Raw genomic sequence first — 24,200 nt, 5'->3', positions numbered from 1 at the left:
TCGACCGGCGTCAACCCCACCGATGGGCTCCGATTCTTAAGGCGATGCCGCAAGGTACGCCGAGGGCGGCGCTCATCCATAAGCATTTGCGGCAGGGCCGCAGGAAGGAGTTGGCATATGGCCACGGTGCAACTTCAAGGCATCCGCGAAGCCTTTACGTTCGACGACGTGCTGTTGAAGCCGGGCCTGTCCGACGTCATGCCGGGCGAGGCCGACATTCGCTCCCGCGTCACCCGCGCCATTCCGCTCAACATCCCGATCATGGCCTCCGCCATGGACACGGTCACCGAGGCCCGCATGGCGATCGCCATGGCGCAAGCCGGCGGCCTCGGCGTCATTCACCGCAATTTCGATCCCGAGGGGCAGGCTGCCCAGGTGCGGCAGGTCAAGCGCTACGAATCCGGCATGGTGGTGAACCCGCTCACCATCAGCCCCGAGGCCACGCTCGACGACGCGCTGAAGCTGATGAGCGACCATGGGATCTCCGGCATTCCCGTCGTCACCGGCGCCGGCAAGTCGACGCCCGGCAAGCTGGTCGGCATTCTCACCAACCGTGACGTGCGGTTTGCGACCAATCGCCAGCAAAAGATCTCCGAACTGATGACGCACGAAAACCTCGTCACGGTCCGTGAGAATGTCAGCCAGGACGAGGCGCGGCGGATGCTGCACCAGCACCGCATCGAGAAGCTGCTCGTTGTCGACGAGCAGTATCGCTGCGTCGGTCTCATCACCGTGAAGGACATGGAGAAGGCGGTCGCCCATCCGCTCGCCTGCAAGGACGCGCAAGGGCGCCTGCGCGTCGCTGCGGCCACCACCGTCGGCGACACAGGCTTCGAGCGCACCGAGCGACTGATCGATGCCGGCGTCGACCTCGTCGTCGTCGACACCGCGCACGGCCATTCCCGCCACGTGCTGCACGCGGTGAACCGCATCAAGCGCCTGTCCAACTCGGTGCAGGTCGTCGCCGGCAACGTCGCCACCACGGAAGGCGCGCAGGCGCTGATCGATGCAGGCGCGGATTGCATCAAGGTCGGCATCGGCCCGGGCTCGATCTGCACCACCCGCATCGTCGCCGGCGTCGGCGTTCCCCAGCTCACCGCGATCATGGATGCGGTGGAGGCGGCGAAGAAGTCGGACATCCCCGTCATCGCCGACGGCGGCATCAAATACTCCGGCGACCTTGCGAAGGCGCTCGCTGCCGGCGCCGATATCGCCATGGTCGGTTCGCTGCTCGCCGGCACCGACGAGACGCCCGGCGAAGTGTTCCTGTGGCAGGGCCGTTCCTACAAGGCCTATCGCGGCATGGGCTCGGTCGGCGCGATGGCGCGGGGATCGGCCGATCGCTACTTCCAGCAGGACATCAAGGACACGCTCAAGCTCGTCCCTGAAGGTATCGAGGGCCAGGTGCCGTACAAGGGGGCGGTCGGCCACGTCATGCACCAGCTCGCCGGCGGCCTGCGCGCCGCGATGGGTTATGTCGGCGCGCGCGACATGAAGGAGCTGCACGAGAAGGCGCAGTTCGTCCGCATCACCGGCGCGGGCCTGCGCGAAAGCCACGTTCACGACGTCACGATCACGCGCGAGAGCCCGAATTATCCGGGCGGGGGTTAGTCGCCGGTCGCGCTTTCAGCTCCGGTCTCGTGCCCCGGACGCAGCGCAGCGCCTCTTCGGTGATGCGCTGCAGAGCCGGGGCCCACGTCTCCGCTTCCTGCCGTGTCGCGTTCTGGGTCCCGGCTCTGCGCAGCAACGTTTCACGTTGCAGCGCGTCCGGGACGCGAGAGCTGTGTACGTCTCTGCATAACCGCTCCATTGCTTTTATATTGACGCAGCTACCTTCCTCCGCTTCCGTCCACGTCGAAAGACAATCAGGAGGAAGCCATGTCCCAAGCAAAACGCATCGTTCTCGCCGCGCGTCCCGTCGGGGAGCCCAAGCCGTCTGATTTTCGCCTGGAGGAATTCGCTGTCCCGACACCCGGCACAGGCGAAGTTCTGCTGCGCACGATCTGGCTGTCGCTCGATCCCTATATGCGAGGGCGCATGAGCGAAGGCCCGTCTTACGCTGCGCCGGTGCCGGTCGGCGGCGTGATGGAGGGCGAGGCGGTCAGCGAGGTCGCGGCCTCCAACAATCCCGACTTCGCGGTCGGCGACATCGTGCGCATCCGCTCGGGCTGGCAGACGCACGCGATCTCGAACGGCAAGGGGCTGATCAAGGTCGATCCCAAGCTCGGTCCGATCTCGACCTCGATCGGCGTGCTCGGCATGCCCGGCATGACGGCGTACACGGGCCTGCTCGACATCGGCAAGCCGCAACCGGGCGAAACCGTCGTCGTCGCCGGCGCCTCCGGTGCGGTCGGCTCGGCCGTCGGCCAGATCGCCAGGATCAAGGGCGCACGCGCGGTCGGCATCGCCGGCGGCAAGGACAAGTGCGACTATGTGGTGAAGCAGCTCGGCTTCGATGCCTGCATCGATCACCGCGATCCCGACCTCGCCGCCAAGCTGAAGGACGCCTGCCCGAAAGGCATCGACGTCTATTTCGAGAATGTCGGCGGCGCCGTGTTCGAGGCGGTGTTCCCGCTGCTCAATCCGTTTGCGCGCGTGCCGGTCTGCGGCCTGATCGCCCATTACAACGACACCGAGGCCAAGCCGCCGAAATGGGCCGCAAGCCTGATGCGCGCCACGCTGACCAAGCGCCTGACCTTCCGCGGCTTCATCGTCTCCGACTTCGCCGCCCGCCATGGCGACTTCCTGCGCGACATGTCCGGCTGGGTTCGTGACGGCAAGGTCAAATACAAGGAGTTCGTCACCGAGGGCCTGGAAAGCGCCCCCGGCGCCTTCATGGGCCTGTTGAAGGGCGCCAATTTCGGCAAGCAGCTGGTCCGGGTCGGACCGGACAGGGCCTGACACGCCGCTTCCGCCTCCGGGGCGGCGGGAGACATGGTTAACAAAGAGTGACCGATCGGCCACACCTGTTCCGCAAAAGCCGCAGGTGTGATCGCCGGTTCATTGACCCCAAGGCGAAGACGTTGAATCATCGCGCATATTTCAGGTGCTGCGATGTTAGAGATTGGTTTTTTCTGCGTAATCCTGTTGGCCGCCGGTTATTGGACGACCATGTTCGTCATGGGCCGTCGCGACGACGTCATCCATGGCAAGTTCGTCCATGTCGACGAGGAGGGCGATTTAGCCCGCCCCGCGATGCCGGCGCCGCCGCCATTTCCGAAGCGACCGGGCAAGCCCGTGCAAACTGCCGGGCAGCCGCCTGCCGATGATCCCGCGGCCAGGCCGGTGAACAGCGAGGCGCTGCAATCCCTGCTCGCCGCCATCCAGCAGGATCTCAAGAGCGTCGCCTGAGTGGCCGCGTCAGTGCTCGCCGCCCATCTGCGCGAGAAGCTCCTCGATGTCGACGTCCACCTGGCCCGCCGCGCGGACGTGGCGAACCTCGAGGCCGTCTGGCTGGAAGCGGTATTCGACGAGGCCGACTTCCTTGATCGCGATCCGGTCCTGGCGCTGATCGTTGATGACGAAACCGGCCGACGGCGCCCAGACGTGGCGGGTGTGGCGATGGGTAAAGTCACGCCGCTGGTGCACGTGACCGCTGGCGATGAGACGCAGGTCGATAGTGCCGAACATCTCGATCAGCCGCGCCCGCGCCGGTTGTGGCACGTAGCGAATCGAGGTTTCCGGCGTCTCGGGGTCGTCGGGCAGGCCGAGAAACAGCGGCTTGTGCAGGAACAGCGCGACCGGCCTGCCGTTCGTGCGCGCGATCTCGGAGGCGAGCCAGTCGAACTGCTCGGCCTCGAAGGCGAGGCCTGAATTCATCACCAGCGAATTGAGGCCGATGAAGCGCCAGCCCGCGGCCTCGAACGACCAATGGTCTTCGCCGATGATGTCGTAGAAAAGCTGGCGGTGCGTCTCGCTGACCGGCGGCTTCGGCGCCGGCCCGATCGCGGTCGGATTGTCGCCGATGTCGTGATTGCCGGGGAGGTAGCGGCAGCTGACGGGCAGGGCCTCGTGCAGGCCTTTCGCGAATTCGACATCGTCCCGGTTGGTCGGCCCGTCGAATGAGACGTCGCCGGTGTTGACGACGAGATCGGGCCTGTCGGCGTCGATGTGCTCGCTGATACGGTGGAAGTTGGCGATGAGGCCGGGAAAGCGCCGGCCGAGATGGGTGTCGGAAATCTGGGTCAGGCGAAATTCGGGCATGCGATTATCCTACCCGTCGTCGCGCGTCGGAACGATGACGGCGCGGGCATGGATCGCAACGAACAAAGTTTAAAGCACGCGGTAGCGGATCGTGTAGCCGTCCTGCGGGGCGACGGGGCCGGCGATCGGCGAGGCGATGCGGTCGGCGAGATGCCAGGGGCCGAACTGCTCGGAGCGCCGCGGCTCAGCCGGCAGGCGGAGGCGGAACTCGAAGGTGCCCTTGCCGGGCAGGTTCACGACCAGAACGCGATCCGCGGTGCGGTGGTTGAGCACCACTGCGCCGCGCAGCACCGCCCGCCCGTCTGAGAGATCGCGCACCCCGTCGACCAGCGCCAGCGTCTGGTTGCGATCGGTATGCAGCTCGATCTGGGTGTCGGTCGTCGCCGCCTTCAGCATCTCCCTGGGCATGCGAATCTCGAACTCGACGGCGGGCTTGGACGGATTGAGGCCGAGATAGGCAAGCGCAGCGTGGCCCATGTCGTAGGCGGCGAAGGCGAGCAGTGCGAAGGCGGTGAGCGCAGCCAGGCCGTGCCGGGCGAAGTCGCGCCAAGTCACGTAGATCATTCGGTAGCTCAAGCGAAAATAGACTGTCATCGCCAGCGCGACCGCGAGCGCCGCGGCGATACCGGATAGCGTCGACATCAGGATGCCGAGCCGGCCGTCGGCGGATTCGGTGAAGAGGCTGGACAAGGTATTCATGGCGCTATCTCGCCGCGGGTCTCAAGGGCCGAAATCGCTTTAACTGTCGGTGGTTGGTCGCAAGACCGGGAACGCCGGTTCAAGTCGTTCATTGTCAGCGGCAAAAGTCGCGGCTAATGACGGTCGGCGGCATTTCGCCTCTCGGGAAAGTTCCGATGTCCGTTCAAATGGTTTTGCTGCCGGTCTTCGTGCAGGTCGCTCTCACCTTCGCGCTTCTGATCGGCATGGTCGTCGCGCGCCGCAAGACGCTGGTCTCCGGCGAAACCAGGATTCGCGACGTTGCGCTGGGCGAGCCGAACTGGCCGAAGGGCGCCACACAAATCGCCAATTGCTACCGCAACCAGTTCGAGCTGCCGGTCCTGTTCTACGTCCTGATCGCGCTGGCATTGCCGTTGCGTCGCGCCGATCTCTTCATCGTGCTGATGTCCTGGGTGTTCGTCGTGACGCGCTTTGCCCATGCCGGGATCTTCGTGTCCTCGAACGATCTGGGCCGGCGCTCCACCGTCTGGCTTGCCGGCGTGCTGGTGCTGCTGGCGATGTGGATTTACTTCGCGCTGAAGCTGCTGCTGCTGATCTGATCGCGCATGATCCGGAAAAGTGGATGCCGGTTTTCCGATAGGTTCATGCGCAAAACTGAAAGACTTAAATGACCCCCGCTGCCCGGCTGTCCGCAGCCATTGAACTGATCGACACCATCGAGAGGGATCGCGTCCCCGCGGCCAAGGCGCTGAAGGAGTGGGGCACCGCGCACCGCTTCGCCGGTTCCGGCGACCGCGCCGCGATCGCCGGTCTCGTCTGGGACGTGCTGCGTCGTTACGCTTCGAGCGCGCATCTGATGGATTCCGATACCGCGCGGGGACGGCTGATCGGCATGCTTCGCCTCGAGCGCAACCTGGACACGGCCACCATGGCCGCGCTGTTCGACGGCAGCCGGTTTGCGCCGGCGCCGCTGACCGAGGCCGAGCAGACCGCGCTCGCCTCGCGCTCGCTCAAGGACGCGCCCGCCGCCGTGGCCGGCGACTATCCCGAATGGCTGGATCCGCACCTTGAAAAAGTCTTCGGCGAGACCCGCGCCGCGGAAGCGGCCGCAATGGCCAGCCGGGCCCCGCTCGATTTGCGCGTCAACACGCTAAAATCCAATCGCGACAAGGTACTGAAGGCGCTTGCTCATCTTCATGCGAAACCGACGCCGTGGTCGGCAACGGGCCTGCGCATCGAGCTTTCGGCCGATGCGCGCAACCCCGGCATCCAGGCGGAAGAGGATTTCATCAAGGGCGCAATTGAAGTGCAGGATGAAGGATCGCAGCTTGCGGCCCAGTTCACCGCGGCAAAACCCGGCGAGCAGGTGATCGATCTCTGCGCCGGCGCCGGCGGCAAGACGCTGGCGCTCGCGGCCTTGATGCAGGGCAAGGGCCGGTTGATCGCGACCGACCGTGACAAGCGCCAGCTCGCGCCCATTCACGAACGGCTGTTGCGCGCCGGCGTCCACAATGCCGACGTTCGCACGCCCAAGGGCGAGACCGATCCGCTGGCGGACATTCGCGCCTCGGCCGACCTCGTCGTGATCGACGCCCCCTGCACGGGAACCGGTACCTGGCGCCGCAACCCCGATGCCAAATGGCGCATGCGCCCCGGCGCGCTCGAGATCCGCCTGCGCGACCAGGCCGAGGTGCTCGCGCGCGCCGTGCCACTGGTGAAGCCGGGTGGCCGCATCGCCTACATCACCTGCTCGGTGCTGGCGGAAGAGAACGGCGAGCAGGTGAGGGCGTTCGTCGCGCGCCATGGCGAGTTCGCGGTCGTCCCGCCCGAACAGACCGCCAGCGTGCTCTGGGACAAGGCGGAAGCTTTTGGCGAGGCCGCGCTGCAGTCGGCGGAAGGCTGGCTGATGACGCCGCTCCGTACGGGAACGGACGGGTTCTTCGTGTCGGTGCTGCGGAAAGCGGGCTGACCGCACTCCGCCGTCATTCCGGAATTCGGGAAGCGAGAACCCGGAATCCATCGAGGCGCAGAGAACCACCGTGCGACTGATGCCGGGGTCGCCCCTCCGCGCGCCCCCGGAACGACAGGGGGCCAAAACAAAAGCCCCGCGAACCGAATCCCGGTTCGCGGGGCTTTCTTCGTTTCTAGCGCTTCTGCCGGTACGTCCGTGGTCAGAAGCGCCGGTGCGCGGGCGTTAGCCGACGCGGAGATTGTCAGCCGAGGACTTGCCGCTGCGGCGATCGGCGACGATGTCGAACGAGACCTTCTGGCCCTCGTTGAGGGTGGAGAGGCCGGCGCGCTCGACCGCGCTGATGTGCACGAACACGTCCTTCTGGCCGTCGTCCGGCTGGATGAAACCATAACCCTTTTGGGTGTTGAACCACTTCACGGTGCCCATAGCCATGGGAATTTCCTTTGTTAGAGAGGGTACGCACGCGGACCGGTACGCGTCGCTGCGCCCTTGATCCTGTTCAGTCGATGTTTGGAGAAGTCATCTGAAGCGTGCGCGCCCGTCGGTAACGAAGCGAAGCGGCCCAGTCGTTCGGCCAAGTATCGATGATCACAATATAGCGAGAATTTGGGGCTACTTCAAGGCACCACCCGTGGCTCGGGATGTCGCCCCTCTTTGCTATTTTGCGGTGCAAATAAACCGTCCCGGCGCATCAGTCCACGATAAAGAGCGTGGCGCCGGTGGCCGTCGAGGACCGGTGGGCGGCGTCGCCGAAATCCGACACCTGGTAACTCATTCCTGCGGTGAGCTTGAAGGTGCGCCCGTCGCGCAGCTCGGAATCGAGCTCGCCCTTCAGCACGTAGAGCACGTGGCCGCGATCGCACCAATGGTCGGCCAGGTAGCCCGGCGAGTATTCCACCATCCGCACCCGGAGATCGCCGATATTGAGCGTGCGCCACTTGGCCTCACCGCTCTCGCCGGGATGCGTGGTCGCCTCGATCCGGCTCCAGTCGGTGACGGTAAAGGGGGAGGTGGGGAGTTTCATGGGAAGGCCCTGAAGTGAGAGCGGCGCTGCTTTGCCCAGCTCTTAGCAGCAAACTCCGTCATTGCGAGGAGCTCTTACGACGAAGCAATCTAGGACTGGATCCGCGGAACGATTCTGGACGCCGTTACATCAAGAGGGGTCGGCCCTCGGCCGGTGCTAAACTCGCAATGACGGGGATAGGCTTAGTGCACCAAATGATTCGCCGAACCCTGCACGATCAGCCCGGCGTCGTTCACCCGCAGGTATTCGCAAATCTTCTTCCCCCGCTCGTTCTCGTAGAACACCACGACACTGTCCGGGCTGACGAACAGATCGATCAGCGAGAAATGCAGTTCCGGCAGCAGGGCGAGCGCCTTGCCCCAATAGGCGCGCAAGCTGTCCTTGCCGCGGACGGTGCCGCTCGCGTCGAACCCCAGGGCGGGGATGCGGTCCGAGGTCATCACAGCCGCCTCGTCATAGAGCGCAAGCACACGATCGAGATCGCGCGCATTCCAGGCCTCGATCCAGGTCCGGCCGAGCGCGGCAAGCGATGATGGCTGATGATGCTGTGACATGGCATTCTCCGTGATCGCCCCTGTTTGAGAGTGGAGCACAATAGGTCAATATTACTTACCTATATGCCCCTGTCCATGCCCAAAGAAGCATGTGGGCGCGCCGCCACCGCGGTTGCGGCCCGGGTCGCGCCAGCGTATCTGCTGGCCATGACAGCAGCACAGAACGACCGCTCCGCGTCGACGCCCTCCGTGGCCTCGGCGCATGACAAGATTCTCATCGTCGACTTCGGCAGCCAGGTGACGCAGCTGATCGCGCGTCGCGTGCGCGAGGACGGTGTCTATTGCGAGATCGTCCCGTTCAACAAGGCCGAAGAGGCCTTCAAGGAGATGAAGCCTAAGGCGGTGATCCTCTCCGGCGGCCCGGAGTCGGTGCACGAAGCCGGCTCGCCGCGCGCGCCGCAATTGATCTTCGCCTCCGGCGTGCCCGTGATGGGCATCTGCTACGGCCAGATGACCATGGCGGCGCAGCTCGGCGGCGAGGTCGAGGGCGGCCATCACCGCGAGTTCGGCCGCGCCGACGTCGAGGTCAAGGCCGAGAGCAAGCTGTTCGAGGACGTCTGGTCGTCAGGCAGCAAGAATCAGGTCTGGATGAGCCATGGCGACCGCATCACCAGGATGCCGCCGGGCTTCTCCGTCGCCGGCACCTCGCCGAACGCGCCGTTCGCGATCATCCAGGACGAGACGCGCAAGTATTACGGCCTGATGTTCCACCCCGAAGTGGTGCACACGCCCGACGGCGCGAAACTCATCCGCAACTTCGTGCGCAAGATCGCCGGCCTCACCGGCGACTGGACCATGCGCGCCTTCCGCGAGGAGGAGATCGCAAAGATCCGCCAGCAGGTCGGCAAGGGCAGGGTGATCTGCGGCCTCTCCGGCGGCGTCGATTCAGCGGTCGCGGCGGTCTTGATCCACGAAGCCATCGGCGACCAGCTGACGTGCGTCTTCGTCGACCATGGCCTGATGCGCCTCAACGAGGCCGAGCAGGTCGTCGACCTCTTCCGCCACCACTACAACATCCCGCTCGTGCACGTGGATGCGTCCAAGCAGTTCCTCGGCGAGCTCGAAGGCGTCACCGATCCGGAAGCGAAGCGCAAGACGATCGGCCGCCTCTTCATCGAGGTGTTCGAGGCCGAGGCCAAGAAGATCGGCGGCGCCGACTTCCTGGCGCAAGGCACGCTCTATCCTGACGTGATCGAGAGCGTCTCCTTCACCGGCGGCCCCTCGGTCACCATCAAGTCGCACCACAATGTCGGTGGCCTCCCCGAGCGCATGAACATGAAGCTCGTCGAGCCCCTGCGCGAGCTGTTCAAGGACGAGGTCCGCAAGCTCGGCCGTGAGCTCGGCCTGCCCGAAATCTTCGTCGGCCGCCACCCGTTTCCGGGCCCGGGCCTTGCCATCCGCTGCCCCGGCGAGATCACGAAGGACAAGCTCGACATCCTGCGCAAGGCGGATGCCGTCTATATCGACCAGATCCGTAAGCACGGCCTCTACGACGAGATCTGGCAGGCCTTTGCCGTGCTGCTGCCGGTGAAAACCGTCGGCGTCATGGGCGACGGCCGCACCTACGACTACGTCGTCGGCCTGCGCGCCGTCACCTCCACCGACGGCATGACCGCCGACTTCTATCAGTTCGACATGAAGTTTCTGGGCGAGACCGCGACGCGCATTATCAACGAGGTGAAGGGCGTGAACCGGGTGGTGTATGACGTGACGAGCAAGCCGCCCGGGACGATTGAGTGGGAATGAGGGGCTTTAGCCTTAAGATCATACCGAGTGGCAAGGTGTGGGGATGCATCCACTTCCGCACAAAGATCAGCTTGATTATCTCGTGGGCTCAGAACTCACGCAGTTCACTATTGGTCACTATGAGGTCCGCTTCTTGCTAAGTGGACCCAATGTTGACGCGGGCATCACGGTTAGCGCGCCTTTCTACTATAGCGATCGTCGTGTGGAAGAGACGTTCGAGCCGAACAAGGGTTGTCGAACTCAAAATCCGGTACGTTTCCACGCATTGCTTGGGCAGAAGCTATGTGTTCTAGACGTTACACCTGAGGGCGATCAGCCTTCGCTCAAATTTGACGATGGCCAAACGCTGACGATCTCGTTCGAAATTGGCGGGCCATACGAATCTGGCTCCATCCAAGGCAACGGGAAGCTGTGGATTTTCTAGCCCGCAGGATGGGTTGAGCGCGGCGAAATCCATCGCCCTCAAGAAGCATCTTGAAAGAGGACGGGATGGCATGAGCTTCGAACTCATGATGCTGGCAGCCGCAATCGTTTGGGGCTTCCTTCAACTCGTCGCCGCAGCACAAGCTGCGAACGCGCAGTACGGCCTGACTTGGGCTGCAAGCCCGCGCGATCGCGAGATACCTCCGCTTAGGCCGATCCCGGGGCGGATCAACCGCAACTTCCGCAATTACATGGAGACGTTTCCATTCTTCGCTGCGGCGATCCTCGTCGCTCAGGCGGCCGGCGTCCACAATGAGCTGACCCGTTGGGGGGCGATCGCCTATATCGGCGGTCGTATCGCTTACAGCGTGCTTTATGTCTCCGGCGTCCCGCTCATCCGCTCTCTGTTCTGGAACGTTGCGGCTTTTGGCATGCTCGCAGTGTTGGCTGCGCCTTTCCTGCCATACTGAGGCTCGTGCATTCGGGTTCAGCGCAACCCGTCGTTCCGCTCCAACCTCCGAGTCGGAGCCAGGCTTCGCGTAACGACGATCACCTCGGCGCAAACGCCGGATGTGGGCCGCGCGCTCCCATGGTACGACGCCGATATCGTGCCCTCCGGAGCTCCCTTCATGTCCGTCGCGCCCACCGCCAGCCAACCTGCATCCTCCACCGCCACCGACCCCGAAACCCTCGGCTGGATGCGCGGCTTTCCGCCGTCGCCCGACCGCACCATCACCTTCCAGGACGGCTCCTTCCGCAGCTTCCCCGAACTCCGCTGGGCCTGGAGCAACATCCGTCAGCTGGTGCCGACGGTGAACGTCTGGCGCGGGGCAGGGCCGGCGTCGGTGTTTTCGCGCGAGGATCACGACATCGGCGCGGTGGCCTCGACCACGATGGACGGCCGGCCCATGACCTTCGCAAAGATGCTGGAGGAGACCTACACCGACGGCATCGCCGTGCTGCATCGGGGCAGGCTGATCCATGAGCGCTATTTCGGCGCGTTGCAGCCGCACAAGCCGCATATCGGGATGTCGGTGACGAAGTCCTTCACCGGCGTTCTCGCCGGCATTCTGGTCGCCGAGGGCAAGATCGATCCGCAGGCACAGGTCGCGGACTACGTGCCGGAGTTGAAGGCGAGCGCGTTTGGGGACGCGCGCGTGCACGAGGTCATGGATATGACCACGGGGCTCGCCTACACTGAGGTCTACACCGACAAGAATTCGGACGTGTGGGGCCTGCGGCGCGCCAACGGCATGGCGCCGATCCCGGCAGATTATGACGGCCCGACCACCATCTTCGATTTCCTCATCGCGCAGAAGAAGCAGGGCGAGCACGGCAAGGCCTTCGCCTACAAGACCGTCAACACCGACGTGCTGGCCTGGATCTGCCGCCGCACCAGCGGCATGACGCTGTCCGACCTGCTCTCCGAGCGCATCTGGCAGCCGATGGGGGCGGAGGAGGATGCGCATTATCACGTCGACCGCATCGGCACCGAGAGCGGCGGTGGTGGCCTCTCCACCACGCTGCGCGATCTCGCCCGCTTCGGCGAGACCATGCGCAATCACGGCCGCTTCAACGGCCGCCAGATCGTGCCGTCACAGGTGGTCGAGGACATCGCGCGCGGCGGCGACGTCGAAAAGTTCAAACCGGCCGGCTACACCACGCTGCCAGGCGCATCCTATTGCAATCAATGGTGGGTCACGCACAACGCGCACGGCGCCTACATGGCGCGCGGCGTCTACGGCCAGGGTATCTATGTCGATCCCAAGGCCGAGATGGTGATCGCGCGCTACGCCTCGCACCCCATGGCGGGCAATGCCGCCAACGATCCCGTGACGCTGCCGGCGTATATGGCGCTGGCGAAGGCGCTGATGGCGGGCGTAATATAAGTATTGACTTATATTAGTGAAGATCGATATTCCTCCTCCAACGAGAGACCATCAAGAGGAATCCAATGCAGATCGACGTCGCCAGGGTGTTGGGGCTCGTCACGCGTTCGGTGACGAATTTCGAGAAGGACGGGAAACCGGCGAGTGCGGTGACGCTGACGCGGCTCTACGACACCAGCGTCGACGATCTCTGGGATGCCGTGACTAGCAAGGAGCGCATTCCGCGCTGGTTTCTGCCGGTCGAGGGAGACCTCAAACTCGGCGGCAAGTACCAGCTCAAGGGCAATGCGGGCGGCACCATTACGGCGTGTACGCCGCCGACCCATTTTGCCGCGACATGGGAATTCGGTGGCGCGACGAGCTGGATCGACGTCAAGCTGACAGCAGAACGAAGCCAGGCGCGCTTGACGCTTGAGCACACCGCGATCATCGAGGATCATTGGAATCAGTTCGGCCCGGGTGCGGTGGGCATCGGTTGGGACCTCGCGCTTGCGGGACTTGACCGATATCTTGCGACCGGGGCATCGGTCGATCATGAGACGGCCGAGGCCTGGATGGGCTCGCCCGAGGGCAAGGAATTCATGACGACAAGCGGCGAGTATTGGCGCGCAGCGCACGTCGCAAGCGGGGTCGATCCCGACACGGCGAAGCAGCGTTCGGACCGCACCATTGCCTTTTATCGTGGCGAGGTGCCGCCCGACATCGCTCATCCCGGCACAGGAAGCTGATGCACGCCTTCGAGGTCCTCGCCGATCCGGTGCGCCGCCGCATTCTCGAGCTGCTCGCGCCCGGCGAAATGGCGTCCGGTGAGGTCGTCGAAGTGGTCGGGGCCGAGTTCGGCATCACCCAGGCGGCCGTGTCGCAGCACCTCAAGGTGCTGCGCGAGAGCGGCTTTGCCAGCGTACGGGCGGAGGCGCAAAGGCGGCTCTATTCGGTCGACGCTGCCGGGCTTCGCGCCGTGGATGCATGGATCGGCCAGTTCAGGAATTTCTGGGAGCCGAAGCTGGACGCGCTGGCAACCGAAATCGCGCGCGGCAAACGCGAGCGTCGCAAGGCTCCGATCACTGGGCGGAGCGGGAAGAGGGCATGAGCTCGTTGGGCACGTCAGCGAGAGGGAGTGCACTTCCCTGGAGCAATCCAACCTGATCCCATCACGCTTCAATCCACCTTACGAGTTCCGCGACATCTTCTCGAATCTCTTCACCAGCCGCTCGCGCTTCAGCCGCGACAGCCGCTGGATCCAGAATACGCCGTCGAGCTGGTCGATCTCGTGCTGGTGGCACACCGCGCGCAAGCCGTCCGATTCCTCGGTTCGTCTGTCGCCCTCGACATCCTGATAGCTGATCCGCACCCGTGCATGGCGCTGCACCTCGTCGTTGACCCCAGGCATCGAGACGCTGCCTTCACGATGCAGGATCATCTCGGGCGAGGCCCATGTGATCTCCGGATTGACGTAGGTCCGCGCGCCGTCCTTGGCGTCGAGCTCCAGCACCACGACGCGCAAGGGGACGCCGATGTGAGGCGCGGTGATGCCGATGCCGGGCGCGGCGCGCATGGTCTCCAGCAGGTCGTTCGCAAGGTGGCGCAAGGAATCGTCGAATGCAGTGACGGGGCGGGCCGGCAGCGCAAGCCGGGGGTCGGGATAGCGGACGATCGGGCGAATGGTCATTCAGGCTCCTACCACTCACTCACGGATCATTGAAGCCATTCCGCTTGACCGTCTACCTACTGGAAGGTAGTTAAAGGCCATGAGCACTGTTTCCTCGACCGCCGACGACATTCTCGCCTGCGCCCGCACGCTGATCATCGCGGGCGGCTATAACGGCTTCAGCTACGCCGACATCGCCGATGTCGTCGGCATCCGCAAGCCGAGCATCCACCACCATTTCGCCAGCAAGGTCGACCTGGTCCGCACCCTTGTCTCCCGCTATCGCGAGGAGGCCCAGGCGGGACTGTCGGCGCTCGAACGCCATGTCGCAGACCCAGGCGAGCAGCTCAAGAGCTATGTCGCGTATTGGGAGGCGTGCATCAGGAACGCGACGGCCCCGTTCTGCGTCTGCGCGCTCCTGGCCAGCGAGCTTCCGATCCTGCCTGAGGAGGTGGCGCTCGAAGTCCGCGCGCATTTCCGTTCCCTGGCGTCCTGGCTGACATCGGTCATGGAGCGCGGCAAGCGGCAAGGGCGGCTTCACCTCTCCAGCACGGCACGGGTCGAGGCGGAGGGATTCATGGCGACCGTCCACGGCGCGATGCTGTCGGCGCGCGCCTATGGCGATCCCAAGATGTTCGGGATCATCACCCGGCCGCTGCTGGACCGGCTTTCCACCAGACACTGACGAGGTCGACACGGGTGATGCCGGTCAGGGCGGCTCGGGCTTTCTGTTTCGCGTGCAAGACTACCAACTAGTAGGTAAGGATAGGACAATGAAAGATGGCGAGATGGTTTTGGGCGCGGCCGACCAGGCGCAATGGCTGAAACACTACTACTTCCTGCGTGCCGCGTTTTCCGTCGCCTGGGTGATTGCGGCCTTCGCGATCGCGCCCTCGTCGACGGTGATCGCAGCGGCGCTGCTCGTCGCCTATCCGGCATGGGATGCCGCGGCCAATTATCTCGACGCGCTCTGCAGCGGCGGGTTGAGCCAGAACCGCACGCAGGGACTGAACGTGCTGGTCAGCCTGGCGACGACCGTCGCGGTCGTCCTGGCCTTGCAGGTGAGCATGAACTGGGTGCTCGGAATCTTCGGGACCTGGGCCATCCTGTCCGGAGTGCTCCAGCTCGGCACGGCTGTGCGGCGCTGGAAGCGTTTCGGCGCGCAGTGGGCCATGGTGCTCAGCGGTGGCCAGTCGGCCCTGGCGGGCGGCTTCTTCATCTTCCAGGCCTCGATGCCTGCGGTGCCTTCGATTGCGAATGTCGCGGGCTACGCTGCGGTCGGCGCGCTCTACTTCCTGGTCTCGGCGGTCTGGCTGACCGTGAGCACGTGGCGCCGCAGCGCGGCCATGTGAGGCGTTGATCCAGACGCTTCACGCGTCAGGATAAGGCGTGCCGTCCTTGTGCAGGAAGCGGCCGTCGGACGCCGGACTCATCATGTCGATGTCGGAACAGGTGATGAGGTCGGCTTGCGAGCGCGAGCCGACTTCGAGATAAACCGCCGTCACGCTCGACCTGTTGATCATTTGATGGCCGTTGCCGCTTGCCTTGGGGAAGGCCGCGCAATCACCGGCGCGCAGCACGGTTTCACCATCATCCTCGACCAGCGTCACTTCGCCTTCGAGGATGTAGACGAACTCGTCCTCATGCGAATGCCAGTGCCGCTGGCTCGACCAGCCGCCCGGCGGCAGGCGCATCAGGTTGACGCCGAAATCCGACAAGCTTCCGGCATCGCCGAGCCGCTTGCGAATGCGCTCGGCGCAAGGCGCGTCGAAGGGCGCCGGATAGCCGGAGCCCTTGCGGGCCGGCACGGCAGCGATGTCGATCTTTGGCATGATGGGATTGTGCAGGTGCTTTGCCCGAAGTGTCAAATCACCGATGGCGTCAGGCCTCGGCGAGGCCTCGCGCCGTCGAGAGGATCAATCCATGGCCGGCAAGCCCTTGAGAACGCAGGAGCGGCGGACTGTGGGGAACCGGGACGTTGCGGCTACAACGACCCGGGCCAAGCGGCTATGCTGAAAGCTCAAAACCGGATCCTGGAATTGCTGCAAGTGCTCTCGGACGTTCTCAAGCGCAAGTCGATCTACAATTACTTCAGCCGGTCGGCGATGGAAAAGGCGGTCGCCTATCAGGCCCAGCGCCGCGTCTCGAACGTGAACGTCAGCGCCGACCTGAAGCACGTCAGCGCGCAGGTGCGCGGCAGCGGAGCCAACAGATATCGCGTCGACATCCTGTTGGGGTTCAGCGGTGACGAGCTCACCGACCTCGATGGCGATTGTAGTTGTCCGATGGACTACAATTGCAAGCATGTCGCCGCAACCATGCTCGAGGCGCTGAGCGGGAAGGAGGCCCCGGCAACGCACACACAAGCCGTCCACAGCGCCCCCTCGGCACCTCCGGTTCTCTCGTCCGAGCTCAACAGCTGGATCGACAGTGTCGGCCGGGCGGCACGAGGCAGCGGTGGGGATCAGAGCCAGTGCCTGCTGTATTGCCTGGAGCCCTCCGATCACGCAATGCCGCGGCTGGAACTGTCCTTGCGGTCCGTCCGCGTCCTCAAGGACGGCGGCTTCGCCGATAATTATAGCAGCCCCAGCCTCCACGAGTTCAAGCCTGAGCGGGCGCCGAAATACTTCCGCGATGTCGACGTCGACATCATGACGCAAGTGGTGGCCGGCGCCCGCAGCTATTACGAGCAGGGACCTTATCCGGAGGAACTGCTGCAGCGGATCGTGGCGACCGGACGGGCGTTCTGGCGCGACCACAAGGGCGCGCCGCTGAAGTGGGGAGACGCGCGCGAAGGCCGGCTCGAATGGCAGCAGTTTGGAAAACGCGGCCTCACACCTCGTCTCGCCGTCGCGGCAGCGGTCGCTCTCAACGCCGAGCCACCGGTCTATGTCGATGTGGCGTCCGGGCTGATCGGACCGGTGCAGCTGGGCGTGCCGCCACGACTGGCCTTCCAGATCCTGTCAGCTCCCGCCATTCCGCGCGCGCAGGTGGAGGAGGTCTCGCGCCGGCTCGGTCAGAAGCTGCCCGAGCTTCATCATGGCCTCCTGCCGGCGCCGCCGACTGTCGCGGTAACGATCGAAGAGGACCCTCGTCCGGTGCTGCGGCTGCGGCAAGGTCACCTCGCGAGCTACTACTTCCACTCTCGCGGCGGGACCCAAGAGCGCGGGCCGGCGGCCGTCGCCAGCCTGGGATTCCGCTATGGCGGGTTCGACATCGATCCAACCCAGCGAGCGAGCCGGGTGGAGCTGTTTCAAGCCGGCAAGTTGTTCGCGATCGCGCGGCGACAAGGCAAGGAAAAGCAGGCACGCAAGCGGCTGGCAGATATCGGTCTTCGTGATGCGAGGGCGGCGCTGCCGACGCTCGATTACCGTCATGCCGCGGATCTCACGCTGACCGACCAGGGCGGCTGGTTCGATTTTCTCGCCCAGCATGCCGAGCAGTTGCGATCGGAAGGCTTCGAGATTGTGGTCGACGAGGATTTTCCGTTCCGGCTCGCGGACTCCTCGGGCGACTTCGATGCCGCGATTGAATCGAGCGGCATCGACTGGTTCGAGCTCGCGCTCGGCATCGACATCGACGGCAAGCGCCACGACCTTGCCCCGCACGTGGCCGCGCTGGTCTCGGCGCCCGACTTCACGCCAGACCGGTTGAGACAACTCGCTGAAAAGGGCGATCGATTTTATCTGCCGCTGAGCGACGGCCGCAAGCTGGCGCTGGCCGCCGATCGCTTCCTTCCGTTGGTGCTGGCGCTGCATGGTTTGTACCTGAACGGTACGCTCGCCGATGGTTCGAAGCAGATCAGGCTATCGCAAGCGGAGGTCGTTCCGCTGCTGGGAGTGGAGAACGAGAGTTTCGTTTTCCGCGGCGCCGATAATCTCCGTCGTCTCGCCAGCCTGCTTCGGGTACGGGGATTGACCGTGCCTGAGCTTCCGCCGACCTTTCGCGCGACGCTTCGGCCCTATCAAGCCCAGGGTGTGGCATGGCTCGATCTGCTCCGCGAGAGCGGATTGGGCGGTGTCCTCGCCGACGACATGGGCCTTGGCAAGACAGTTCAGATTCTGGCCTTGATCATGCTGGAAAAGCAGCGGGGGCGGCTCACCAGCCCCGTGCTGGTCGTCGCGCCGACGAGCCTGATGACCAACTGGTCGGCCGAAGCGCAGAAATTCGCGCCGGATTTGAAGGTGCTCGTGCTCCAGGGGCCAGCCCGCAAGGAGAAGTTCGCGGCCGTTGCCGAGCATGATCTCGTGCTGACGACGTATCCTTTGATCGCGCGGGACCGGGAGGTGCTTCTGACGCGGGAATGGCACATCGCCGTGCTGGACGAGGCGCAGGCCGTCAAGAATCCCGCCGCTGCCACCACGCGCTGGTTGCGCGACATCAAGGCAGCGCACCGCTTCTGTCTCACCGGCACGCCGATGGAAAATCATCTCGGCGAGCTGTGGTCGATCATGAGCTTCGCAAATCCGGGCTATCTCGGGGACAAGGCGACGTTCTCGCGCCAATGGCGCACGCCGATCGAGAAGCGTGGCGACAAGGTTCGTGCCGCAGCGCTGGCGCAGCGGACCAGGCCCTTCCTGCTGCGCCGGACCAAGACTGAAGTGGCCACGGAACTGCCTGCCAAGAGCGAGATCCTGGAGACGATCGCGCTCGAAGAGCCGCAGCGCGACCTCTATGACTCGATACGGCTGTCGATGTCGCGCAGGGTTCGCCAGGCCATCGCAGAGCGTGGCTTGGCGAAGAGCCACATCGTGGTGCTGGAGGCCCTGCTGAGAATGCGGCAGGCCTGTTGTGATCCGGCGCTGCTGAAGTTGCGGGACGGCGTGGAGCGGCCGTCGGCCAAGCTCGAGCGTCTGATCGAGATGGTATCGGAGCTGTTGAGCGAGGGCCGGAAGATCATCGTCTTCTCCCAGTTCACCTCCATGCTCGATCTTATCCGGCGCCGCTTCGACGCCGACGGCCTGCATTACAGCCTCCTCACCGGCGATACCAAGGACCGCAAGACAGCGATCGAAGCCTTTCAGAACGGAGCGGCGGACGTGTTCCTCGTGAGTCTGAAGGCGGGTGGGGTGGGCCTCAATCTCACCGCCGCGGACACCGTGATCATCTTCGATCCCTGGTGGAATCCCGCCGTCGAGGAGCAGGCCATCGATCGTGCCTACCGGATCGGGCAAGACAAGGCGGTGTTCGTTTACAGATTGGTCGCTGCCGGCACCATCGAGCAGAAGATGGACGAGCTCAAGGCCCGAAAGCGGGCTCTGGCCGACAGCCTGTTCGAACGCGAGGGACAGATCGCTTCGGCGCTCACCGAGGACGACGTCAAGGCCTTGTTCGAGGCTTGACCGAGCGCGGCGCTGCGGTGTCCGGCGTTGGACTCTAGGGCGCGATGCTGTCAAATGGGGAAGACGCCACTATGCCGGTGTTTTGCCCGACATCGCAAATGACTGTCCTCGTAAGTCATTGATCCCGCTGGTGCCGGCTACTGTGCATGGGGTTGTTTTTTCATTTTTGCTTCAGGTCACAAAAGCGTGCGGCAAAAATCACGTCACTCTTGTCGGCCGGTGCTGTTCCCGTTCGTCTTCCACGTGAGACAGACCTGACGGAGGCCGAAATGATTTCTTCCAACTATCGCTGGGTGATTGTCGCCGCCGGTGGCTTGCTCGGCTGCGTCGCGATCGGCGGCATGTTTTCGCTGCCGGTGTTCCTGCAGCCGATCGCCAAGGACACCGGCTGGTCGGTGACCGGAATCTCCAGCGCGATGACGATCGGCTTTCTGGCGATGGCTTTCACCAGCATGGCCTGGGGCACGGCGACGGACAGGTTCGGGCCGCTGCCGGTGGTGCTGACGGGGTCGACCGTGCTTGCGCTCAGCCTGTTCGCGGCGAGCCACGCGACCTCGCTGATCGTGTTCCAGATCGTGTTCGGCCTTCTCGTCGGCGCCTCATGTGCCGCGATCTTCGCGCCGATGATGGCGACCGTCACCGGCTGGTTCGACACCAACCGCAGCCTCGCGGTGTCGCTGGTCTCGGCCGGCATGGGCATGGCGCCGATGACGATGTCGCCGCTGGCGGCCTGGCTCGTCTCCGGCCACGACTGGCGCACCTCGATGCAGATCGTCGCGCTCGTGGTCGGTGCCATCATGATCCCGGTCTCGTTCCTGGTGCGCCGTCCGCCTGCGCTTGAGCATGCAGCGGCCGCACCGGCCGGCGAGGGCGCTGCGCCAGGCGAGATGTCGATGGGCGAAGCGCTGCGCTCGCCGCAATTCCTCATCTTGCTGGCCACCAACTTCTTCTGCTGCGCGACCCATTCCGGCCCGATCATCCACACCGTCAGCTATGCCGTGAGCTGCGGCATCCCGCTGGTCGCGGCGGTGACGATCTACAGCGTCGAGGGGTTTGCCGGCCTCGGCGGGCGCATCGCCTTCGGCCTGATGGGCGACCGCTTCGGCGCCAAGCGCGTGCTGGTCTCGGGCCTTCTGCTGCAGGCGTTCGGCGCGCTCGCCTATGTCTTCGCACATCAGCTCACGACGTTCTATGCCGTCGGCGCGATCTTCGGTTTCATCTATGCCGGCACCATGCCGCTCTACGCCGTTCTCATCCGCGAGAACTTCCCGCTCAAGATGATGGGCACGGTGATCGGCGGCACCGCGATGGCCGGCAGCCTCGGCATGGCGACCGGCCCGCTCGCCGGCGGCCTGATCTATGACGCCTTCTCGAGCTATGCCTGGCTCTACATCGCCTCCTGGGCGATGGGCTTGGGTGCCTTCCTGATGGCGATGACGTTCCGTCCCTTCGCAAAGCCGCAAGGTGACGTGGCGCCGGCGGCGGCGTGAGCTCCGGATCGAGGCGCGGCGTCAGAGCTGCGCCTCGATCGCGGCCTTGTCGATCACCGACCAGACCTGCCGGATCTTGCCGTCGCGAAATTCGTAGAACACGTTTTCGCCGAAGGACACGCGCTGCCCATTGACCGCAAGGCCGAGGAATGTCCCGGGTGGCGCGCAATCAAACTTCAGTCGGGCGGCGATGCGGGGAGGATCGGAGATCAGCATCTCGATGTGGAATTGCAGATCCGGGATCTCCCGAACGTCTCGTTCCAGCATCGCGCGATAGCCCGCCAGTCCGAGAGGCTGCGCGTTGTGGACGACTTCCTCATGCACGAATTGTCCAAGGGCCGGCCAGTCCCGCCGGTTCAGGCAGGCGACGTAGTCGCGGTAGATGGCGGCAAGGTCGTCTCTCATCATATCGAAGCTCCTGCGGCTTCGACCATAACGCACGAGGATCGAGCACCGGTCCAGCTCAGAGGCGTTTCTCGAAGAAGAGGTCCGGATAGGGATCATCGTTGAAGCGGGGGATCTCGCGCCAGCCCGTGCTGCGATAGAGCTGACCGGCTTCGGGCAGCGCACTGTTGGTGTCGAGCCGCAGCAGCGTGATGCCGAGTTCCCGCGCCGCGCTCTCGGCCGCGTCCATCAGCCGTCGGCCGAGCCGCAATCCGCGCGCGGCAGGCGCCACCCACAGCCGCTTGATCTCGGCATAGCCGTGATCGGTTCCCTTCAAACCCACGCAGCCGATCGGCAGGCTATCCGACGTCGCGACGATGAAGGTGCCGCGCGGACGGCGCATGTCCTTGGCATCGGGATCGCGCGACAGCGAAACGTCGAAGCCTTGGCTGAAGCGGCGGCCGAGCTCGGCATAGTATTCGCCGAGGCAGTAGCGCGCTTCCTCGCGCCGCGGATCCATCTCGTCCAGCGCAATTCGCTCGCGCGTCAGCGCGGAAGCGATCAGGTCCATCGCCGCCAGCAGCGCCTCGCGTTGCGAATGTTGCGCGAGGAGGCCTTCGGCCTGGGCGTTCGACAGCGCCTCGTAGGCCGCGAACTCGCGACGGCCCGTCCGCGTGAGCTTTGCCGTCCGCCGGCGCGCATCGTCCTCGCGCGCGGTGGTCTCGACCAGGCCTTCGTCCTCGAGGCTGCGCAGCAGGCGGCTCATCAATCCGGAATCGAGACCGAGATAGTCGCGGATTTCCGCCACGTCCGAGCGCCCGTGCCCGATCGCATTGAGCACGCGCGCCGCCCCGAGCGGCCGGCCCCGCCCGAGGAACGAGGTATCGAGCGCACCGACGGCAGACGTGACGGCCCGGTTGAAGCGGCGGACGCGGGAGACGGCATCGAGCATGATGTCTGACCTTAGTCAGATATCAGGGTCTGTCAATCGCGCTCGCGGTTGCGCGCCTCATTGTGAGTTGTTCCCGTGCCGCGAGCCGCTACCATGCGCCCGCGCGGGGAGTTCGGGTCTACAACAAGCGGAGGCGACATTGAGCGGGCAGGAACGCAAGGCAAAGGGATCGGACCTGTTTGTCGCGGCGCTCGAAAACGAGGGCGTCGATCGCATCTTCGGCGTCCCCGGCGAGGAGAATCTCGATCTGGTGGAATCGCTCCGCACCTCAAGGATCGAGCTGATCCTGACCCGCCACGAGCAGGCCGCCGCCTTCATGGCCGCCACGCATGGGCGGCTGACCGGCAAGCCCGGCGTATGTCTGTCGACGCTCGGCCCCGGTGCCCTCAACCTGTCAACCGGCGCCGCCTATGCGCATCTCGGTGCGATGCCGATGATCCTTATCACCGGCCAGAAGCCGATCATGAGCAGCCGGCAGGCCCGTTTCCAGATCGTCGACGTGGTCGCGACCATGAAGCCGCTGACGAAGCTGTCGCGGCAGATCGTCAGTGCCTCCAGCATTCCGACGGTGGTGCGCGATGCCTTTCGTGTGGCGATGGAGGAACGGCCGGGGCCGGTGCATCTCGAACTGCCCGAAGATATCGCCGGTGATGAAGTGCCCGATGTCCCTGTGATCCCGGTCCATCCGATCGAAATCCCCGTCGCACACCGCGCCGCGCTCGACCGCGCCGCCGAGATGATCATAGCCGCGAAACACCCGCTGGTGATGATGGGGGCTGCGACCAGCCGGCCGCGCGCGACCCACGGTATCGCCAGCTTCGTGCGGCGGACTGGCATTCCGTTCTTCACCACGCAGATGGGGAAGGGCACCGTACCCGGCGGCACCAATCTCTACATGGGCACCGCCGCATTGTCCGAGCGCGATTATGTCCACGACGCGATCGACGCCGCCGACCTGATCGTCGCGATCGGTCACGATCCGATCGAGAAGCCGCCCTTCATCATGGGGCCCTCGGGCCCGAAGGTCATTCACGTCAGCTACACGCCGGCGAGCGTCGAGCAGGTCTATTTTCCCGATGCCGAGGTCGTCGGGGACGTCGGCCCGAGCCTGGAACTGCTGGCGGATCGGCTCGAAGGCAAGCTGCCGCAGGCCGCAGCGCTGCTCCCGCTACGCGAAGAGATCCTGAGGCATATCGCCGATCGCGCCACCGAGGCGCGCTGGCCACCGACGCCGCAGCGCATCGTGCACGACATCCGCCAGGTGATCCCCGAGAACGGCATCGTCGCGCTCGACAACGGCATGTACAAGATCTGGTTCGCGCGCAACTACCGCACCCGCGTCGCCAACACGCTCCTGCTCGACAACGCGCTGGCGACCATGGGTGCCGGCCTGCCGTCGGCGATGATGGCGGCGATGCTCTATCCCGACCGCCGCGTGCTTGCCGTCGCCGGCGACGGCGGCTTCATGATGAACAGCCAGGAGATGGAGACCGCCGTCCGCCTCAAGCTTAATCTGGTCGTGCTCGTGCTGGAGGACAACGCCTACGGCATGATCCGCTGGAAACAGGCCGTCGACCATTTCGCCGATTACGGCATGACCTTTGGCAATCCTGACTTCGTTCTCTACGCGAAGGCTTATGGGGCGAAAGGACATCGGATCGAGAGCATCGACCGCTTTGTCCCCACTCTGGAGGCGGCATTCAAGGAGGGCGGCGTACACCTCGTCTCGATTCCGATCGACTATTCGGAGAACGTGCGCGTGCTCGTCGACGAGCTGCGAATGCACGAGAAATGGAAGGCGTGAATTTTGTGCGACGCTCTCACCGTTCGTCATTGCGAGGAGCCCTTGCGACGAAGCAATCCAGACTGTCTCCGCGGAAAGAGTCTGGATTGCT

Annotated in this window: 25 protein-coding genes; 16 read left to right on the top strand and 9 right to left on the bottom strand. The window is 64.6% G+C overall.

Features of this window, described 5'->3' with window-relative positions; translation table 11 throughout:
- The first annotated feature begins 117 nt into the window (after positions 1-117).
- The 3 genes from guaB (at position 118) to IC50_RS15485 (ending at position 3,351) form a co-directional block, all read left to right on the top strand.
- Positions 118-1,611, top strand: a complete 1,494-nt coding sequence (guaB, locus tag IC50_RS15495) for an IMP dehydrogenase (RefSeq protein WP_035706054.1) — start codon at positions 118-120, stop codon at positions 1,609-1,611.
- Positions 1,612-1,878: 267 nt separating this feature from the next.
- Complete coding sequence (locus tag IC50_RS15490; RefSeq protein ID WP_035706052.1) at positions 1,879-2,901, top strand: NADP-dependent oxidoreductase; 1,023 nt, start codon at positions 1,879-1,881, stop codon at positions 2,899-2,901.
- A gap of 153 nt (positions 2,902-3,054) precedes the next feature.
- Positions 3,055-3,351: a hypothetical protein gene (locus tag IC50_RS15485; RefSeq protein ID WP_035706050.1), complete on the top strand. Its 297-nt coding sequence runs from the start codon at positions 3,055-3,057 to the stop codon at positions 3,349-3,351.
- 9 nt (positions 3,352-3,360) lie between these two features.
- Here the strand turns inward: IC50_RS15485 and IC50_RS15480 are convergent, their stop codons facing one another.
- Together IC50_RS15480 and IC50_RS15475 are read right to left on the bottom strand one after the other, a co-directional pair.
- Complete coding sequence (locus IC50_RS15480) at positions 3,361-4,203, bottom strand: metallophosphoesterase family protein (RefSeq protein WP_035706049.1); 843 nt, start codon at positions 4,201-4,203, stop codon at positions 3,361-3,363.
- Positions 4,204-4,272: 69 nt separating this feature from the next.
- Positions 4,273-4,902: a hypothetical protein gene (locus IC50_RS15475; protein ID WP_035706047.1), complete on the bottom strand. Its 630-nt coding sequence runs from the start codon at positions 4,900-4,902 to the stop codon at positions 4,273-4,275.
- A gap of 155 nt (positions 4,903-5,057) precedes the next feature.
- On the opposite strand from IC50_RS15475, the gene IC50_RS15470 reads away from it, so the two are divergent.
- Both IC50_RS15470 and IC50_RS15465 read left to right on the top strand, forming a co-directional pair.
- The gene (locus IC50_RS15470) at positions 5,058-5,480 is read left to right on the top strand and encodes an MAPEG family protein (protein ID WP_035706094.1); all 423 of its coding nucleotides are present in this window, start codon (positions 5,058-5,060) and stop codon (positions 5,478-5,480) included.
- Positions 5,481-5,548: 68 nt separating this feature from the next.
- Positions 5,549-6,850 carry an RsmB/NOP family class I SAM-dependent RNA methyltransferase gene (locus tag IC50_RS15465; protein WP_035706045.1) on the top strand — a complete coding sequence of 434 codons (1,302 nt, stop codon included), beginning with the start codon at positions 5,549-5,551 and terminating at the stop codon, positions 6,848-6,850.
- 225 nt (positions 6,851-7,075) lie between these two features.
- On the opposite strand, the gene IC50_RS15460 is transcribed toward IC50_RS15465, so the two are convergent.
- From IC50_RS15460 to IC50_RS15450, 3 genes are all read right to left on the bottom strand, one after another.
- Positions 7,076-7,285, bottom strand: a complete 210-nt coding sequence (locus tag IC50_RS15460) for a cold-shock protein (RefSeq protein WP_015686739.1) — start codon at positions 7,283-7,285, stop codon at positions 7,076-7,078.
- A gap of 259 nt (positions 7,286-7,544) precedes the next feature.
- Positions 7,545-7,877, bottom strand: a complete 333-nt coding sequence (locus IC50_RS15455; RefSeq protein ID WP_035706043.1) for a DHCW motif cupin fold protein — start codon at positions 7,875-7,877, stop codon at positions 7,545-7,547.
- A 182-nt stretch (positions 7,878-8,059) separates the two neighbouring features.
- A complete protein-coding gene (locus IC50_RS15450) occupies positions 8,060-8,431 on the bottom strand; it encodes a nuclear transport factor 2 family protein (protein WP_035706040.1) in 372 nt (123 codons plus the stop codon).
- Between the two features lie 147 nt (positions 8,432-8,578).
- Here IC50_RS15450 and guaA point away from each other — a divergent pair, with 147 nt between their 5' ends.
- The 6 genes from guaA to IC50_RS15420 all read left to right on the top strand — a co-directional run bounded on the left by guaA (position 8,579) and on the right by IC50_RS15420 (position 13,579).
- Positions 8,579-10,177 (top strand): glutamine-hydrolyzing GMP synthase, encoded by a 1,599-nt coding sequence (guaA, locus tag IC50_RS15445; protein WP_035706090.1) that lies wholly within the window; start codon positions 8,579-8,581, stop codon positions 10,175-10,177.
- Positions 10,178-10,220: 43 nt separating this feature from the next.
- Positions 10,221-10,601 (top strand): hypothetical protein, encoded by a 381-nt coding sequence (locus IC50_RS15440; RefSeq protein WP_035706038.1) that lies wholly within the window; start codon positions 10,221-10,223, stop codon positions 10,599-10,601.
- A 13-nt stretch (positions 10,602-10,614) separates the two neighbouring features.
- Positions 10,615-11,070 carry an MAPEG family protein gene (locus tag IC50_RS15435; protein WP_244429594.1) on the top strand — a complete coding sequence of 152 codons (456 nt, stop codon included), beginning with the start codon at positions 10,615-10,617 and terminating at the stop codon, positions 11,068-11,070.
- Between the two features lie 159 nt (positions 11,071-11,229).
- Positions 11,230-12,489, top strand: a complete 1,260-nt coding sequence (locus IC50_RS15430) for a serine hydrolase domain-containing protein (RefSeq protein WP_035706035.1) — start codon at positions 11,230-11,232, stop codon at positions 12,487-12,489.
- Positions 12,490-12,554: 65 nt separating this feature from the next.
- On the top strand, positions 12,555-13,217 hold the full coding sequence (locus IC50_RS15425) for an SRPBCC family protein (RefSeq protein WP_035706033.1): 663 nt from the start codon (positions 12,555-12,557) through the stop codon (positions 13,215-13,217).
- Complete coding sequence (locus IC50_RS15420) at positions 13,217-13,579, top strand: ArsR/SmtB family transcription factor (protein WP_035706030.1); 363 nt, start codon at positions 13,217-13,219, stop codon at positions 13,577-13,579. Before IC50_RS15425 ends, IC50_RS15420 begins: the two co-directional genes overlap by 1 nt.
- 78 nt (positions 13,580-13,657) lie before the next feature.
- Here the strand turns inward: IC50_RS15420 and IC50_RS15415 are convergent, their stop codons facing one another.
- Positions 13,658-14,158: a peptide deformylase gene (locus IC50_RS15415; RefSeq protein ID WP_035706027.1), complete on the bottom strand. Its 501-nt coding sequence runs from the start codon at positions 14,156-14,158 to the stop codon at positions 13,658-13,660.
- A gap of 79 nt (positions 14,159-14,237) precedes the next feature.
- Here IC50_RS15415 and IC50_RS15410 point away from each other — a divergent pair, with 79 nt between their 5' ends.
- Both IC50_RS15410 and IC50_RS15405 read left to right on the top strand, forming a co-directional pair.
- The gene (locus IC50_RS15410; RefSeq protein ID WP_035706025.1) at positions 14,238-14,822 is read left to right on the top strand and encodes a TetR/AcrR family transcriptional regulator; all 585 of its coding nucleotides are present in this window, start codon (positions 14,238-14,240) and stop codon (positions 14,820-14,822) included.
- Between the two features lie 88 nt (positions 14,823-14,910).
- Positions 14,911-15,489, top strand: a complete 579-nt coding sequence (locus IC50_RS15405; RefSeq protein WP_035706022.1) for a hypothetical protein — start codon at positions 14,911-14,913, stop codon at positions 15,487-15,489.
- Positions 15,490-15,507: 18 nt separating this feature from the next.
- Here IC50_RS15405 and IC50_RS15400 read toward each other — a convergent pair whose 3' ends face one another.
- Positions 15,508-15,969 carry a cupin domain-containing protein gene (locus IC50_RS15400; RefSeq protein WP_035706019.1) on the bottom strand — a complete coding sequence of 154 codons (462 nt, stop codon included), beginning with the start codon at positions 15,967-15,969 and terminating at the stop codon, positions 15,508-15,510.
- Between the two features lie 177 nt (positions 15,970-16,146).
- Here IC50_RS15400 and IC50_RS15395 point away from each other — a divergent pair, with 177 nt between their 5' ends.
- Positions 16,147-19,479 (top strand): DEAD/DEAH box helicase, encoded by a 3,333-nt coding sequence (locus IC50_RS15395; protein WP_050991009.1) that lies wholly within the window; start codon positions 16,147-16,149, stop codon positions 19,477-19,479.
- 269 nt (positions 19,480-19,748) lie between these two features.
- Positions 19,749-20,969, top strand: coding sequence for an MFS transporter (locus tag IC50_RS15390; RefSeq protein WP_035706017.1), 1,221 nt, complete (start codon positions 19,749-19,751; stop codon positions 20,967-20,969).
- A gap of 21 nt (positions 20,970-20,990) precedes the next feature.
- Here IC50_RS15390 and IC50_RS15385 read toward each other — a convergent pair whose 3' ends face one another.
- Complete coding sequence (locus IC50_RS15385; protein WP_035706014.1) at positions 20,991-21,377, bottom strand: ester cyclase; 387 nt, start codon at positions 21,375-21,377, stop codon at positions 20,991-20,993.
- Positions 21,378-21,432: 55 nt separating this feature from the next.
- The gene (locus tag IC50_RS15380) at positions 21,433-22,305 is read right to left on the bottom strand and encodes a bifunctional helix-turn-helix transcriptional regulator/GNAT family N-acetyltransferase (RefSeq protein ID WP_035706011.1); all 873 of its coding nucleotides are present in this window, start codon (positions 22,303-22,305) and stop codon (positions 21,433-21,435) included.
- 139 nt (positions 22,306-22,444) lie between these two features.
- Between IC50_RS15380 and IC50_RS15375 the strand changes: the two genes are divergently transcribed.
- Positions 22,445-24,109: an acetolactate synthase large subunit gene (locus tag IC50_RS15375; RefSeq protein ID WP_035706008.1), complete on the top strand. Its 1,665-nt coding sequence runs from the start codon at positions 22,445-22,447 to the stop codon at positions 24,107-24,109.
- Positions 24,110-24,200 lie beyond the last annotated feature (91 nt).

The sequence above is a fragment of the Bradyrhizobium genomosp. I (2014) genome, from assembly GCF_000261685.1.
Lineage (GTDB): Bacteria > Pseudomonadota > Alphaproteobacteria > Rhizobiales > Xanthobacteraceae > Bradyrhizobium.
The sequence above is the reverse complement of the archived record's forward strand: the minus strand, read 5'-3'. Positions and strand labels throughout refer to the sequence as shown.